The organism is Streptomyces sp. SID10853 (genome assembly GCF_010548145.1).
Classification (GTDB): Bacteria; Actinomycetota; Actinomycetes; order Streptomycetales; family Streptomycetaceae; genus Streptomyces.
Genome location: NZ_JAAGLN010000201.1, coordinates 1 through 13,115, shown reverse-complemented (window position 1 = coordinate 13,115; position 13,115 = coordinate 1). Strand labels below are relative to the sequence as shown.

13 protein-coding genes are annotated in these 13,115 nt (G+C 71.2%); 9 read left to right on the top strand and 4 right to left on the bottom strand.

What is annotated here, in order from left to right; all coding sequences use genetic code 11:
• Nucleotides 1-220 precede the first annotated feature (220 nt).
• Nucleotides 221-1,762: a signal recognition particle protein gene (ffh, locus tag G3I19_RS28090; RefSeq protein WP_164266518.1), complete on the top strand. Its 1,542-nt coding sequence runs from the start codon at nucleotides 221-223 to the stop codon at nucleotides 1,760-1,762.
• Between the two features lie 85 nt (nucleotides 1,763-1,847).
• Here ffh and G3I19_RS28085 read toward each other — a convergent pair whose 3' ends face one another.
• Entirely contained in the window at nucleotides 1,848-3,071 is a 1,224-nt protein-coding gene (locus G3I19_RS28085; protein WP_164266521.1) for an amidohydrolase family protein, read from the bottom strand.
• Between the two features lie 372 nt (nucleotides 3,072-3,443).
• Between G3I19_RS28085 and G3I19_RS38155 the strand changes: the two genes are divergently transcribed.
• Nucleotides 3,444-3,572 (top strand): hypothetical protein, encoded by a 129-nt coding sequence (locus G3I19_RS38155; protein WP_275402786.1) that lies wholly within the window; start codon nucleotides 3,444-3,446, stop codon nucleotides 3,570-3,572.
• Between the two features lie 64 nt (nucleotides 3,573-3,636).
• Nucleotides 3,637-4,239 carry a nucleoside triphosphate pyrophosphatase gene (locus tag G3I19_RS28080; RefSeq protein ID WP_164266517.1) on the top strand — a complete coding sequence of 201 codons (603 nt, stop codon included), beginning with the start codon at nucleotides 3,637-3,639 and terminating at the stop codon, nucleotides 4,237-4,239.
• A gap of 50 nt (nucleotides 4,240-4,289) precedes the next feature.
• On the opposite strand, the gene G3I19_RS28075 is transcribed toward G3I19_RS28080, so the two are convergent.
• Nucleotides 4,290-5,561: a carboxylesterase family protein gene (locus G3I19_RS28075; protein ID WP_164266516.1), complete on the bottom strand. Its 1,272-nt coding sequence runs from the start codon at nucleotides 5,559-5,561 to the stop codon at nucleotides 4,290-4,292.
• Nucleotides 5,562-5,758: 197 nt separating this feature from the next.
• On the opposite strand from G3I19_RS28075, the gene G3I19_RS28070 reads away from it, so the two are divergent.
• Genes G3I19_RS28070 through G3I19_RS28045 form a run of 5 tightly spaced genes read left to right on the top strand, consistent with a single transcriptional unit; the run spans nucleotide 5,759 to nucleotide 11,061 of the window.
• Nucleotides 5,759-7,264, top strand: a complete 1,506-nt coding sequence (locus G3I19_RS28070) for a 2-hydroxymuconic semialdehyde dehydrogenase (RefSeq protein WP_164266515.1) — start codon at nucleotides 5,759-5,761, stop codon at nucleotides 7,262-7,264.
• Nucleotides 7,261-9,051, top strand: a complete 1,791-nt coding sequence (locus G3I19_RS37750; protein ID WP_343235233.1) for a fumarylacetoacetate hydrolase family protein — start codon at nucleotides 7,261-7,263, stop codon at nucleotides 9,049-9,051. The genes G3I19_RS28070 and G3I19_RS37750 overlap by 4 nt, the downstream gene beginning before the upstream one ends.
• Nucleotides 9,048-9,539, top strand: a complete 492-nt coding sequence (locus tag G3I19_RS28055) for a RidA family protein (protein ID WP_164266514.1) — start codon at nucleotides 9,048-9,050, stop codon at nucleotides 9,537-9,539. The genes G3I19_RS37750 and G3I19_RS28055 overlap by 4 nt, the downstream gene beginning before the upstream one ends.
• Nucleotides 9,536-10,057 (top strand): 3-hydroxyanthranilate 3,4-dioxygenase, encoded by a 522-nt coding sequence (locus G3I19_RS28050; protein ID WP_164266513.1) that lies wholly within the window; start codon nucleotides 9,536-9,538, stop codon nucleotides 10,055-10,057. The genes G3I19_RS28055 and G3I19_RS28050 overlap by 4 nt, the downstream gene beginning before the upstream one ends.
• A 2-nt stretch (nucleotides 10,058-10,059) precedes the next feature.
• Nucleotides 10,060-11,061 carry an amidohydrolase family protein gene (locus G3I19_RS28045; RefSeq protein WP_343235232.1) on the top strand — a complete coding sequence of 334 codons (1,002 nt, stop codon included), beginning with the start codon at nucleotides 10,060-10,062 and terminating at the stop codon, nucleotides 11,059-11,061.
• Nucleotides 11,062-11,074: 13 nt separating this feature from the next.
• Here the strand turns inward: G3I19_RS28045 and G3I19_RS28040 are convergent, their stop codons facing one another.
• Entirely contained in the window at nucleotides 11,075-12,019 is a 945-nt protein-coding gene (locus tag G3I19_RS28040; protein WP_164266512.1) for a LysR substrate-binding domain-containing protein, read from the bottom strand.
• A gap of 52 nt (nucleotides 12,020-12,071) precedes the next feature.
• Nucleotides 12,072-12,506, bottom strand: a complete 435-nt coding sequence (locus G3I19_RS28035; protein ID WP_164266511.1) for a hypothetical protein — start codon at nucleotides 12,504-12,506, stop codon at nucleotides 12,072-12,074.
• 476 nt (nucleotides 12,507-12,982) lie between these two features.
• Here G3I19_RS28035 and G3I19_RS28030 point away from each other — a divergent pair.
• Nucleotides 12,983-13,115: biotin carboxylase N-terminal domain-containing protein (locus G3I19_RS28030; protein ID WP_164266510.1), on the top strand; the 133-nt coding region annotated here is incomplete at its 3' end.

Here is a 13,115-nt window from a genome sequence, read left to right as displayed (position 1 = left end):
CGTGGGGGTGGCCGCGGGGCGTGACCGCCGGGCGTGGCCGCGGGCGTGCTCGTGGCCGGGCCCGCAGGCGGGGTCCGCAGTCAGGGCCCGCGCTCCGACGGCCCGGATCCTGCCCCGCTCCGGGCCCCTGTCGGGGGCAGGGGCAGACCCGACCCACCACGTCCGGATACCCTGGGGTCCAACCGTCCCCCCGCCCCCGACCCGAGGATCCGCGACCGCCGTGTTCGATACCCTCTCCGACCGCCTTGCCGCGACTTTCAAGAACCTCCGGGGCAAAGGGCGCCTCAGCGAGGCGGACATCGATGCCACCGCGCGCGAAATCCGCATCGCTCTGCTCGAGGCCGACGTCGCGCTGCCCGTCGTCCGTGCCTTCATCAAGCAGATCAAGGAGCGCGCGGCCGGCGCCGAGGTCTCCCAGGCGCTGAACCCGGCGCAGCAGGTCATCAAGATCGTCAACGAGGAGCTCATCGGCATCCTCGGCGGCGAGACCCGCCGTCTGCGCTTCGCCAAGCAGCCGCCGACCGTGATCATGCTCGCGGGCCTCCAGGGCGCGGGCAAGACGACCCTCGCCGGAAAGCTCGGTCTCTGGCTCAAGGGCCAGGGCCACACCCCGCTGCTCGTGGCCTGCGACCTCCAGCGCCCCAACGCCGTCAACCAGCTGAGCGTCGTCGCCGAGCGCGCGGGTGTCGCCGTGTACGCCCCCGAGCCGGGCAACGGCGTCGGTGACCCGGTCAAGGTCGCCCAGGACTCGATCGAGTTCGCCAAGTCCAAGCAGTACGACGTCGTCGTGGTCGACACCGCCGGCCGGCTCGGCATCGACCAGGAGCTGATGCAGCAGGCCGCGGACATCCGCGACGCCGTCAGCCCCGACGAGGTCCTCTTCGTGGTCGACGCGATGATCGGCCAGGACGCGGTCAACACCGCGGAGGCGTTCCGCGACGGCGTGGGCTTCGACGGAGTGGTGCTCTCCAAGCTCGACGGCGACGCCCGTGGTGGCGCGGCCCTCTCGATCGCCCATGTCACCGGCCGGCAGATCATGTTCGCCTCCAACGGCGAGAAGCTGGACGAGTTCGACACCTTCCACCCGGACCGCATGGCGTCCCGGATCCTCGGCATGGGCGACATGCTCAGCCTGATCGAGAAGGCCGAGCAGACCTTCAGCCAGGCCGAGGCCGAGCAGATGGCCTCCAAGCTGGCCAGCAGCAAGGGCAAGGACTTCACGCTCGACGACTTCCTGGCTCAGATGGAGCAGGTCAGGAAGATGGGCAGCATCTCCAAGCTGCTCGGCATGCTGCCCGGCATGGGGCAGATGAAGGACCAGATCAACAACATCGACGAGCGGGACGTGGACCGCACCGCCGCGATCATCAAGTCGATGACCCCGGCCGAGCGGCAGGACCCGACGATCATCAACGGCTCGCGCCGGGCCCGGGTGGCCAAGGGCTCGGGCGTCGAGGTCTCCGCCGTGAAGAGCCTGGTGGAGCGGTTCTTCGAGGCACGCAAGATGATGTCGCGGATGGCCCAGGGCGGCGGCATGCCGGGGATGCCCGGGATGCCGGGCACGGGCGGCGGCGCCGGCCGGCAGAAGAAGCAGCAGAAGCAGGCCAAGGGCAAGCGCAAGAGCGGTAACCCGATGAAGCGCAAGGCGGAGGAGCAGGCCGCGGCCGCCCGCCGCGAGCAGGGCGGTGTCCCGGGCCTGCCGTCCGGTGAGGACGCCAAGAACTTCGAGCTCCCCGACGAGTTCAAGAAGTTCATGGGCTGACCTGGCGGCCCGTTCTCGCCTGTCATGGACACCGGAGCGGCCCGTACCCCTCGGACATCAGGGGTACGGGCCGCTTCCCGCGTGCTCAGGCCGTCCGGGCGACCACGTAACGGAAGATGTTCGGCATCCACACGGTGCCGTCCCGCCGCAGATGGGGGTGGAGCGCCTCGGCGACCTCCTTCTTCACCTGGTCCCGGTCGGTCGCCCGTATCGCCGCGTCGAAGAGCCCGGTCGACAGCAGCCCCCGCACCGCGCTGCGCATGTCCGCGTAGCCGAACGGGCAGGCCACCCGGCCCGACCCGTCGAGCTTCAGCCCGGCCCGCGCGGCCACCTCCTCCAGATCGTCCCGGCGCGGCTGACGCACGGCATCGGCCAGCCGGGTGGCGACCCGCAGCACGGCCGGGATGGTCGGATGGATCCCGGCGTCCTGGTGGAGTGCCCGCTGGAGCCCGACGGCCGCCTTCATCACGTTGAACATGTCGGATGTGTCGTTGGTGCCGCCGTCGTGGCCGAGTCCGGCCTGGATGCCGCGCCGGTGCATCGCGGGCAGCGGCATGATGCCGGAGGCCAGCCGCATATTGCTGAGCGGGCAGTGCGCCACCCGCACATCGTGGTCGCCGGTCAGCGCGATCTCGTCGTCGGTGAGGTGGATCGCGTGGTTCATCAACAGCTCGGGACCGAAGGCGCCGACCTCGCGCAGAGCGCGGATCTGCTCGTCCTTGCGGTCGTTCCTGTTCTCCAGCACATGGGAGTTGATCATCAGGCCGAGGTCGCGTGAGACCTCGTGCAGCAGCCGCAGGTCCTTGATCTCGTCCATGCCTGCGTGCACCGCGACCTGGGCGGAGGCCAGCGGCAGCGGATCGAGGAAGTCCTTCTTCACCTCGGGGATCAGATGGCGGTCGGCGCCGCTCTGCGTCATCGCGTAGACGAACCGCAGCCCCGAGTCGTGCAGGGCCCGCACATAGCGCTCGCTGGTTTCGTACGGGATCGGGTGCACCCAGTCCACGACGGTGGTCACACCCGTCTGCAGGGCGTCCAGGGCCGCGAGATGGACGAAGCCGTACATGTCCTGGGCGTCGATCTTCGGCAGGACGGTCCGGTTGCAGGCCGCCAGCCAGCCGGTCACGTCCTGGTCGGAGCAGCCGCCGCGGATGCTCGACTGCCAGAGGTGGTTGTGGATGTCGACGAAGCCCGGCAGGACCAGCTTGCCTGCGGCGTCCACGACCCGTGCGCCGTGCGGCACATCGAGCCCTTTCCCCACGGCGGCGATCTTCCCGTCGCGCAGCAGGACGTCGGTGCCGCCCTCCATCGTGCCCAGGACGCCTTCGCCGATGCCGGGGTCCATGGTCAGGACGAGGTCGGCGCCGCGCAGCACCGTGGTCCGCCGCTCGCCCGGCCGCTCCCTGTGGCCGCCCGGCCGATCGCGGGCGGCGGCCGGTAACCCGGCTGCCGCCGCCAGCGGAACACTGCCCAGACCTGCGAGAACGCTGCGTCGGCTCATTTTCGGAAAGTTCATTCCATTTTTATATCCCGGTCATGACGCGGCACCGTAAGGCGGCTTCCGGCCAACTGACGATGCGTCACCCCAAGGGGGAGGAATCGGGGCGGAGTCCGACTCGTCCGGGCAGCTGAGTACCCGTACTCAGGCGCCGGACCCCTCTCCGGCCGCACCATCGAACACATGCTGTGGTCCGACCCGGAGGACAGACCTCCCAAGGAGCTGCGAGACGTACAGGCGATGCTGCGCCGTGCGGGTCTCGTCCTCGCCGCGGCGGTGATTCTGGTGATGGCGGTGGCCGGCCTGCGCTGACCCGGCGGACCCGGGCCCGCTCCGGCCGTCCCGGCCCTCACCGGCGCGGTCATACGATGTCCGCATGACTGCTCAGCGCCGCCTCGTTCTCGGTTCCGCATCGCCCGCCCGCCTCGGACTGCTCCGCAACGCCGGACTCGACCCCGAGGTGATCGTCAGCGGTGTGGACGAGGACGCGATCAGCGCACCCACCCCCGCCGAACTCGCCCTCGTCCTGGCCGAGGCCAAGGCACGGTCGGTGGCCGCCCGGGACGCCGCGGCCGGTGCCCTGGTCATCGGCTGCGACTCCGTGCTCGAACTGGACGGCGAGGCGCTCGGCAAGCCCGCCGACGCCGAAGAGGCCACCGCGCGCTGGATGTCCATGCGCGGCCGCGCGGGCGTCCTGCAGACCGGCCACTGCGTCATCGACACCGCGACGGGGCGCAGTGTGTCGGCCACCGCCTCCACCACGGTCCGCTTCGGCGAACCGACGGACGCCGAGGTCGCCGCGTACGTGGCGAGCGGCGAGCCGCTCCATGTCGCTGGGGCCTTCACCCTCGACGGCCGTTCGGCGCCGTTCATCGACTCCATCGAGGGCGACCACGGCAATGTCATCGGCCTCTCCCTGCCGCTGCTGCGCAGGCTGCTGGCCGGACTTGACGTGTCGGTCACGGACCTCTGGGTCTGAGCGACAGCCCGCCGTACCAGCGCACCGATCGCCCTCGGGGGAAACGCCCCTCAGGGAACCGGAACCGGCCCCTCGGCGCAGTGCAGCGGCTCCGGCGCCGCTCCGGGGACCCCGGTCCGTGCGAAGCCGAGCCAGGTGGCGCGCAGCGCGGCGCCGAGCGCGGCGACCTCCTCCCAGGGGGTGTCGCCCAGCATCGGCGCACCCTGCCAGGCGTCCCGGCCGCCCAGCAGCAGCGGCAGCTCCACGCAGTGCGTCGCACCGAGGGCCGAGCCCGCCGGGCGCCAGTCGAGACGGTACGAGTGCACGCGTGCCCCGGCCCGTACGAGCCGGCCGCCCAGCTCTGCGAGCGGGGCCGCGTACGTCAGCGCGGTCAGCTCCGCCGGGTCGCCCTGCTCGCCGGGGAAGGCGGTCATGTCGTCGGCGTTCCAGCCGTACAGGACGTCGAGGCCGCGGACGTTCCCGCCGAAGGCCGCGCCGTCCCGGCCGAGCACACCGGCGACCGGGCCGAAGGGAGGCTCCAGGGTGCTGCCCGACCTGCGCCCATGGGCCACCGCGGTCTCCCGCTGCGCGTCGAGCAGCGCAGCGTGGCCCGCCGTCCACGGGGACTCGCCCCGTGCGGCGAGATGTTCCGCGAAGATCCGCCCGAGCGCCTCGGCGTCCTCACGGGAGCGTTCGGCGAGTGCCAGCGGGGCGCTCTGCAGGACCGCCCGGTGGAAGAGCCCCCGGGCCTCGTCCATCTCCATGAGCAGCCGGATCGAGATGCCGCCTGCCGACTGGCCGAAGACGGTGACGCTGCCGGGGTCGCCGCCGTACCCGGCGATGTGCTCCCGCACCCAGCGGAGCGCTTCGAGCTGGTCGTACAGGCCGAGGTTCCCCTCGCTGACACCGTCGAGGCAGAGGTAACCGAGCGCGCCCAGCCGGTAGTTGACGCCGACGACCACCACATCGCCCTCGGCGGCGAGCGCACCGCCGTCGTACCAGTCCAGGAGCCCGGAGCCACTGCTGAACCCGCCGCCGTGGAACCAGACCAGCACCGGGCGGGCCCCGTCGTCCCTGGCCGGGGTGGTGACGGTCAGCTGGAGGCAGTCCTCGCCCTGGGGGCGGCTGTCGTGGGGCGGGCCCATCACCGCGTCGAGCCGCGAGGGCGGCTGGGGGCAGATCTCGCCGCCGGCCGGGCGGGTGTCCCCCGCCGGCACGGCGCGCGGCCGCCCGAAGCGCTCCGCCGTCGCATAGCGGAGGGGGCCCGACCGGATCAGCCCGGTGCCCGACGGCCCGGTGTCCGACAGCCCTGCCCTGGCCGGCCCCGTACCGGAGCGCGTCATCTCGTACCTCCTGCGTCGGTGAGCTTCGCGGGTGCCGCTTTGTGGATCGTGACGCCGTACGCCATGACACACCAATACCGGAACCGGGGCCGCCCATAGCCGTCCGGGTATAGCGCATCCAGGTATACCCATCTGCTTATGGCTTGACACAGGAAGTGCATTTGTCCGGCATGGCTGGGCGGATCACAGTGGGACGCATGACGGCAGATACGGCGGATGCGGCAGAGGCAGGGCGGTGGATCCGCAACTTCGTGGACGGACGGTACGTGGACCCGGAGGGCCCCCAGGGCACGGTCCATGGCTTCGACAAGGTGGACCCGGCGACCGGCCGGATGTTCGCGCGGGTGCACGAGGCGGACAGATCGCTGGTCGACCGGGCCGTACGGGGAGCCAGGCGGGCCCTCCACGACGGCTGGGCGAGCACGCCGGTCGCGGAGCGGACCGCGCTGCTGCGGCGGGCCGCCGACCGGATCGAGGCGCGCTTCGACGAGTTCGTGGCGGCCGAGGTCGCCGACACCGGAAAGCCGGTGACCCAGGCACGGTCGCTGGACGTCGCACGGGCCGTGTCGAACTTCCGCAGCTTCGCGGATGTGGCCGCCGCAGCGGGCCAGGAGTCCTTCCTCACCGATCTCCCCGGCGGCCGGCAGGCCCTCAACTACGCGGTGCGCAAGCCGCTCGGCGTCGTCGCGGTCATCGTGCCGTGGAACCTGCCGCTCCTGCTGCTGACCTGGAAGGTCGCCCCGGCGCTCGCCTGCGGCAACGCGGTGGTCGTCAAGCCCAGCGAGGAGACACCCGCCACCGCGGCACTGCTGGCCGATGTACTGGCCGAAGCCGGTCTGCCCGCCGGGGTGTACAACGTGGTCCACGGCTTCGGCGCCGACTCCGCCGGCGCGTATCTGACCTCCCATCCGGGGATCGACGGAGTGACCTTCACCGGTTCGTCCGCCACCGGATCGCAGGTGATGAAGACCGTCGCGCCCCGCGTGCGCCCGGTCTCCTTCGAACTGGGCGGCAAGAACGCCGCCATCGTCTTCGACGACGTCGACACCGACGAGGCGCTCACCGGACTGGCCCGGTCCGTCTTCACCAACACCGGGCAGGTCTGCCTCTGTACGGAGCGGGTGTACGTCCAGCGTTCGGTGTTCGCCGACATCGCGGACGGGCTGGCCGAGCGCGCCCGCGCCCTGCGCCTCGGCGCACCGGGCGACGAGCGGACCACCACCGGGCCGCTGATCTCGCAGGCCCACCGCGCCAAGGTGCTGGGCTACTTCGACCTGGCCGAGCAGGCCGGGGCGAAGGTCCTCACCGGCGGCGGGGTGCCGGAGCTGGGCCCGGAGCTCTCGGGCGGCTCCTGGATCGAGCCGACGCTCTGGACGGGGCTGACCAACGCGGACCGCCCCGTACGCGAGGAGATCTTCGGCCCGGTGGCCGCGCTGATCCCCTTCGACACCGAGGAGGAGGCCATCGCGCTCGCCAACGACACCGAGTACGGCCTCGCGGCCTCCGTCTGGACCAACGACCTGCGCCGCGGCCACCGGGTGGCCCAGGCGATGGACACCGGCATGGCCTGGGTCAACACCTGGTTCCTGCGTGACCTGCGCTCCCCCTTCGGCGGTACCGGGCTCTCCGGTATCGGCCGGGAGGGCGGCGCGTCGTCGATGCACTTCTACACCGAGCCGACGAATGTGTGCGTACAGCTGTGAACGATCACCTCTCCCCCGCCGGGGCAGGCACCGAGCCCCCCGCCGGTGCCCGCACTGCGCCCTCCGCCCGGATCGGCACCGAACCCTCCGCGCGGATCGGCTCCGCGGTCGCGCGGCTCGCCGAAGCAGCCGCCACTCGTACGCCGTGCGCGCCCGTCAGGGAGTTCATCGGTGGTACGGATCTGGACGCCGCCTATGAGGTGCAGCGGCGGCTCGCCGAAGCCAGGAGCGCGGCCGGTGCGCGGGTCGTCGGCGCCAAGATCGGGCTCACCGCCCCTGTCGTGCAGCAGCAGTTCGGCGTGGACCAGCCGGACTTCGGGGTGCTCTTCGACGACATGATGTACGCCCACACCGAGCCCCTGCCGCTCGGCCGGTTCCTCCAGCCGCGCGCCGAGGGCGAGATCGTTTTCGTGCTGGGCCGCGACATCGACCGGCCGGGCGCGGGCGTCGCCGATGTCCTGCGAGCCACTGAGTTCGTGCTCCCCGCCATCGAGATCGTGGACTCCCGGATCGCCGGCTGGGACCTGTCCCTCGCGGACACGGTGGCGGACAACGCCTCCAGCGGCGCGGTCGTCCTCGGCGCCACCCCGTACTCGCCGGCCGGCCTCGACCTCGCGCGGGTCGGGATGACGCTCCAGCGGGACGGCGAGCCGGTCGCGTTCGGCGCCGGTCACGCCTGTCTCGGCTCACCGGCCGTCGCGGTCGCCTGGCTGGCGCGCGAACTCGTCGCACGCGGGCGGCCGTTGCGCGCGGGCGACGTCGTCATGTCCGGCGCGCTCGGCCCGATGGTGCCGGTCGGCGGGCCGGGCCGGTTCCGGCTCCTCCTGGACGGGCTCGGCGAGGTCGAGGCCGTCATCGAGGAGGCGGCGGAGACCGCGGAGACGGCCACGGGCACGAAGAAGAAGACGCCCCAGAAGACCCAGAAGGCCGAGAAGGCCGAGAAGGCCGAGAAGGCCGAGGAAACCGGCGGGCAGGAGCGGCCGGTGGCCGCCGCCGGGACCACCGCGGGCCCGGAGCAGCGCATCGACGCGGCCACCGTGGACGGCCTGGCCGCACGGCTCGACGCGGCGCAGACCTCCCGGGCCGACACCCCGAGCCTCGCCGACACCCACGCCTTCGGCATCGACGACGCGTACGCGGTCCAGACGGCGCTGGTCGGCCGCAGGCAGGCGCGCGGCGAGCACATCACCGGGGTGAAACTGGGCTTCACCAGCAAGGCCAAGATGGCCCAGATGGGCGTCTCGGACGTGATCGTCGGCAGGCTGACCGACGCGATGCGGATCGTGGACGGCGATGACGTGGCCCTTGACCGCTTCATCCACCCCAAGGCCGAGCCGGAGGTCGCGTACCGGCTCTGCCGCGACGTCGGCCTGGACGACTCGCTGACGGACATCGAGTCCTGTGTGGACGCGATGGCACCGGCGATCGAGATCATCGACTCCCGTTACCGGGACTTCCGGTTCACCTACGGCGATGTCGTCGCGGACAACACATCGGCCGCCGGCTACGCGATCGGCCCCTGGCGCCCCGTCGGCGAAGCGGCCAACCGCGCGGTCCGGCTGCGCACCGCCACGGCCGAGGTGACCGGCTCGACGGCCGCCATTCTCGGCGACCCGGTGCACGCGCTGCACGCACTGCTCGACATGTGCCGCCGCCGCTCCATCCCGCTGCGGGCCGGCCACATCGTGCTCGCGGGCGCGGCAACAGCCGCTGTCCCGCTGACCGCAGGGGTCACCACCTGCGACGTCGCCGGGCTCGGCTCGGTGTCACTGAAGGGGGTCCGATGAGCGGCGCACAGGTAATCAAGGGCCGGGCCACGCCGCGCGGCAGGTTCCCGCACGTGAAGGTCGTCGACGGTGTCGTCTATGTGTCGGGCACCAGCTCGCGCAGGCCGGACAACACCTTCGTGGGCGCCGAGGCGGACGAACTGGGCACCACCCGGCTGGACATCAGGGCGCAGACCCGCGCCGTGATCGAGAACATCCGGGCCATCCTCGCCGAGGTCGGCGCGGAGCTGTCGGACATCGCCCAGCTCACCACGTATCTGGTCTCCATGAACGACTTCGGCGGCTACAACGAGGTCTACGGCGAGTACTTCGACGAGCAGGGGCCGACCCGGACGACGGTCGCCGTACACCAGCTGCCGCACCCGCATCTGCTGATAGAGATCCAGGCGGTGGCCCATCTGCCGCACGGAACAGATTCACACGGCCCAGATTCACACAGCACGGGTTCACACGGCACGGATTCACACAGCACGGAGGTGCTCTCATGACCGCCATCCCCCCGGTCATCGATTTCCAGGGCTGGATCACCGAGCACGAGCACCTGCTCAAGCCCCCGGTGAACAACAGGACCATGTCACTCGGCGAGGACTTCATCGTCCAGATCGTCGGCGGCCCCAACGAGCGGACCGACTACCACCTCGACCCGTACGAGGAGTGGTTCTACCAGGTCAAGGGCGATATGCACGTCAACGTCATGGCCGAGGACGGCCCGCGGACCGTGCACATCAAGGAGGGCGAGGCATGGCTGCTGCCCGGTAACCTCCCGCACTCCCCGCAGCGGCCCGACCCCGCCTCGATCGGGCTGGTCATCGAGCGGGTCCGCGAGGAAGGGACCCTGGAGCGCTTCCAGTGGTACTGCCCCGGCTGCGCGGCCCTCGTCCATGAGACCGAACTCCAGGTCCGGGACATCGTCGCCGATCTGCCGCCGGTGTTCGCCGGGTTCTACGACGACGAGAAAGCCCGCGGCTGCCCGCGGTGCGGCGCCCTCCACCCCGGGAAGGGCTGACCGTGGACGACCGTACGATCGACATCCACACCCACTACGTGCCGCGCGGCTGGCCCGATCTGACGGCCGACGCCGGACCCGACGCACCCTGGCTGCGGATCGAGTCCGAGTCCGAAGCCATGATCATGACGGGCACCCGGGAGTTCCGCCGGATCCAGCAGGACTGCTGGGACGCGGAGACCCGGCTGCGCGACATGGACAAGGACGGCGTACGGACCCAGGTGGTCTCCCCCACCCCGGCGTTCTTCCAGTACGGCCGCAGCGGCGCCGAGGCCGCCAGGATCGCGCGGATCTTCAACGATCTGGCCCTGGAGATCGTCGCCCCGGCGCCGGACCGGCTGATCCCCTTCTGCCAGGTGCCGCTCCAGGACACCGACGCGGCCTGCCGCGAGGTGGAGCGCAGCATCGCCAACGGCCACCGGGGTGTGGAGATCGGCAACCACGTCGGTGACCTCGACCTGGACAGCGAAGGTGTCGTCACCTTCTTCCAGCACTGCGCGTCGCTGGATGTGCCGGTCTTCGTGCACCCCTGGGACATGGCGGGCTCGCCCCGGCTCGACCGCTGGATGGCGCAGTGGCTCACCGCGATGCCCGCGGAGACCCATCTGTCGATCCTCGCGATGATCCTGGGCGGGGTCTTCGACCGGATCGACGACCGGCTGAAGATCTGCTTCGCGCACGGCGGCGGGTCGTTCGCCTTCTGGCTGGGCCGGATGGAGAACGCGTGGCACGGCCGCCACGACATCATCGGCACCTCGCGGTTCCCGCCGTCGCACTACATCGGCCGGTTCTACGTCGACTCGGTGGTCTTCGACGACCGGGCCCTGCGGCTGCTGGTCGACACGGTCGGCGCCGACCGGGTGATGGTGGGCAGCGACTACCCGTACCCGCTGGGCGAACGCCCGGTCGGTGACGTCGTCCGCAAGAGCGGATTCCTCACCGGTACGGACCGCGCGCTGATCACCCACGGCAACGCGGAACGCTTCCTGGGAGTGGCCGGCTGAAGGCGGCCCGCTCTCAGCCGTCGCCGCCGGCGCCCTGCGGGGCCATACCGGCGGCGACGTCCTCCAGGCCCCGGATCAGCGCCCGCGCGGCGGGACTGGGGGTACGGGCGGCGGGCAGCGTCAGGCCGACGCTGTGGCCGATCGGCTCCAGCGGGACGTCGAGCCGGACGATCCTGGGGTCGTCGCGGATGATGAGGCTGGGCAGCGCCGCCACCACATCGGTCTCCAGGAGGAGCTGGCGCACGGTCAGGAACGACGTGGTCTCCACCCGGTTCACCGGCAGGGCGATCCCGTGCCGGGCGAAGAACTCCTCGATCTCCCGGCGCAGCGCGGTCTCCGCGCCCGGCAGGATCCACGGGTAGTCCGCCAGCTCCGCGAGGTCCACCGCCCGCTGCCCGGCGAGCGCGTGCGAGGCCCTGACGACCAGCTCGACCGACTCGTCGTACAGCTTGCGGCGCACGGTGTGCTCGTCGGACGCCACGGTCAGCCGCCCCACGATGAAGTCGACGCGCCCGGCCTCCAGTTCGAGGAGCAGCGCCTCCGGCGACGCCTCCCGGACGACCACGGTGAGCTGGGGGCGCACCTTCTTGACGGTGGCGATGGCGCGCGGGAGCAGCACGTTCGACCCGGCGAGATGCGTGCCGACGATCACCGTGCCGCGGTCGGCATCGGCCAGCTCGACCACATGGCGGCCCGCCTGCGTCAACTCGGCCAGCACGGTGCGGGCGTGGGTGGTGAACGCCTCACCGAAGACGGTCGCGGTGACACCGCGGGGGCCGCGCTCGAAGAGCGGCACACCGAGGATGTCCTCCAGCTCGTGCAGGCTGCGGGTGGCCGCGGGCTGTGTCACATGGAGTTCGGCGGCGGCGCCGACCACACTGCCCCGGCGGGAGAGCGCGTCGACGAGGACCAGATGACGGAACTTCAGCCGGCCGTCGAGCAGGCGGGGGATCTTCACCCGGCCGACCCTAGTGCCGCGGCACTGGAGCCCGGCACCTCGCGCAGGGGCATCAGACGGCCGCTGGGGTGCCTTCGGCCACCACGGGCTCCGGGTGGTCCCCGTCGTACGCCACCAGGGTCAGGACGATCAGTCCGAGCACCACGATCATCGCGGCGAAGGCGGGCCAGCCGACCAGGCCCAGGGTGAGCGCGCCGAGTACGCCGTGCACCACCGCGCAGGTGATCAGCAGGATCCGGCCGAAGCGGCCCGGCCCGTGGTCCGTGATCCCGGCGCGCAGCGGGAAGAACGCGCAGAGCAGCAGATAGACACCGAAGAGACCCCCGGCTATCCAGGAGCCGGTGCTTATCGCGCTCGGCCGCAGGCCCGCCAGGGACATGTTCTGGTTGTCGGCCACCTTGCCGAGTATCAGGTTCACGAAGGCGATCCCGAACGCCTCGAGGACGAGGACGATCGCAGCCACCAAGGCCACCGGCCTGCGCGCCATGAGCCCACCCCCCAGTGAGTACCCCGTGGGCACTCAGTCAGATCTCCGCCGGATGCCGCCCGTTACCGCTGTTACCGCAAGTACGTGCGACACGCGCAGGCTACTAACGGGTACTCGCCGGGACAAGGGGGGCGGAGTGATCGGAACCGGCGGCAAAGAATCACCCGGCCCTTCGTAGGGACTCCACAAAGAATCGCGAGCCGCAGCGGTCCCGACCGACAGAGACGTCACCCACAGGGCGGGGCTACTGTGGGTTCCGGGGACCCTCCGTACCGTGGTGTGACAAGGGGATTCACAGCATCGCCGACGCCCGTGTCACACCGTGTGTGGGGAAGCTCACCCATGGGGACAGGTCGCAACACGGTGTCGGCAGTCCCTAAACTCAGCATGTTTCAGCGAACTCTTCGGCACGATGACCTGCCGAGTAAACCCGGCTCGGGTGCGAGCGGGGAAAACACAGCAAGGAGGGAGCCATCGTGCACAAGGTGCTCATCGCCAACCGTGGCGAGATCGCTGTCCGTGTCGCACGGGCCTGCCGGGATGCCGGAATCGCGAGCGTAGCCGTCTACGCCGATCCGGACCGGGACGCACCGCACGTACGCGCGGCCG

Bases quoted from the DNA above. Each gene is read 5' to 3' on its own strand.
- G3I19_RS38155 (WP_275402786.1), top strand. From the start codon at position 3,444: ATGCTGTGGTCCGACCCGGAGGACAGACCTCCCAAGGAGCTGCGAGAC.
- G3I19_RS28085 (WP_164266521.1), bottom strand. From the start codon at position 3,071: ATGGAGGGCGGCACCGACGTCCTGCTGCGCGACGGGAAGATCGCCGCC.
- G3I19_RS28080 (WP_164266517.1), top strand. From the start codon at position 3,637: ATGACTGCTCAGCGCCGCCTCGTTCTCGGTTCCGCATCGCCCGCCCGC.
- G3I19_RS28075 (WP_164266516.1), bottom strand. From the start codon at position 5,561: ATGACGCGCTCCGGTACGGGGCCGGCCAGGGCAGGGCTGTCGGACACC.
- G3I19_RS28055 (WP_164266514.1), top strand. From the start codon at position 9,048: ATGAGCGGCGCACAGGTAATCAAGGGCCGGGCCACGCCGCGCGGCAGG.
- G3I19_RS28035 (WP_164266511.1), bottom strand. From the start codon at position 12,506: ATGGCGCGCAGGCCGGTGGCCTTGGTGGCTGCGATCGTCCTCGTCCTC.
- G3I19_RS28070 (WP_164266515.1), top strand. From the start codon at position 5,759: ATGACGGCAGATACGGCGGATGCGGCAGAGGCAGGGCGGTGGATCCGC.
- G3I19_RS28050 (WP_164266513.1), top strand. From the start codon at position 9,536: ATGACCGCCATCCCCCCGGTCATCGATTTCCAGGGCTGGATCACCGAG.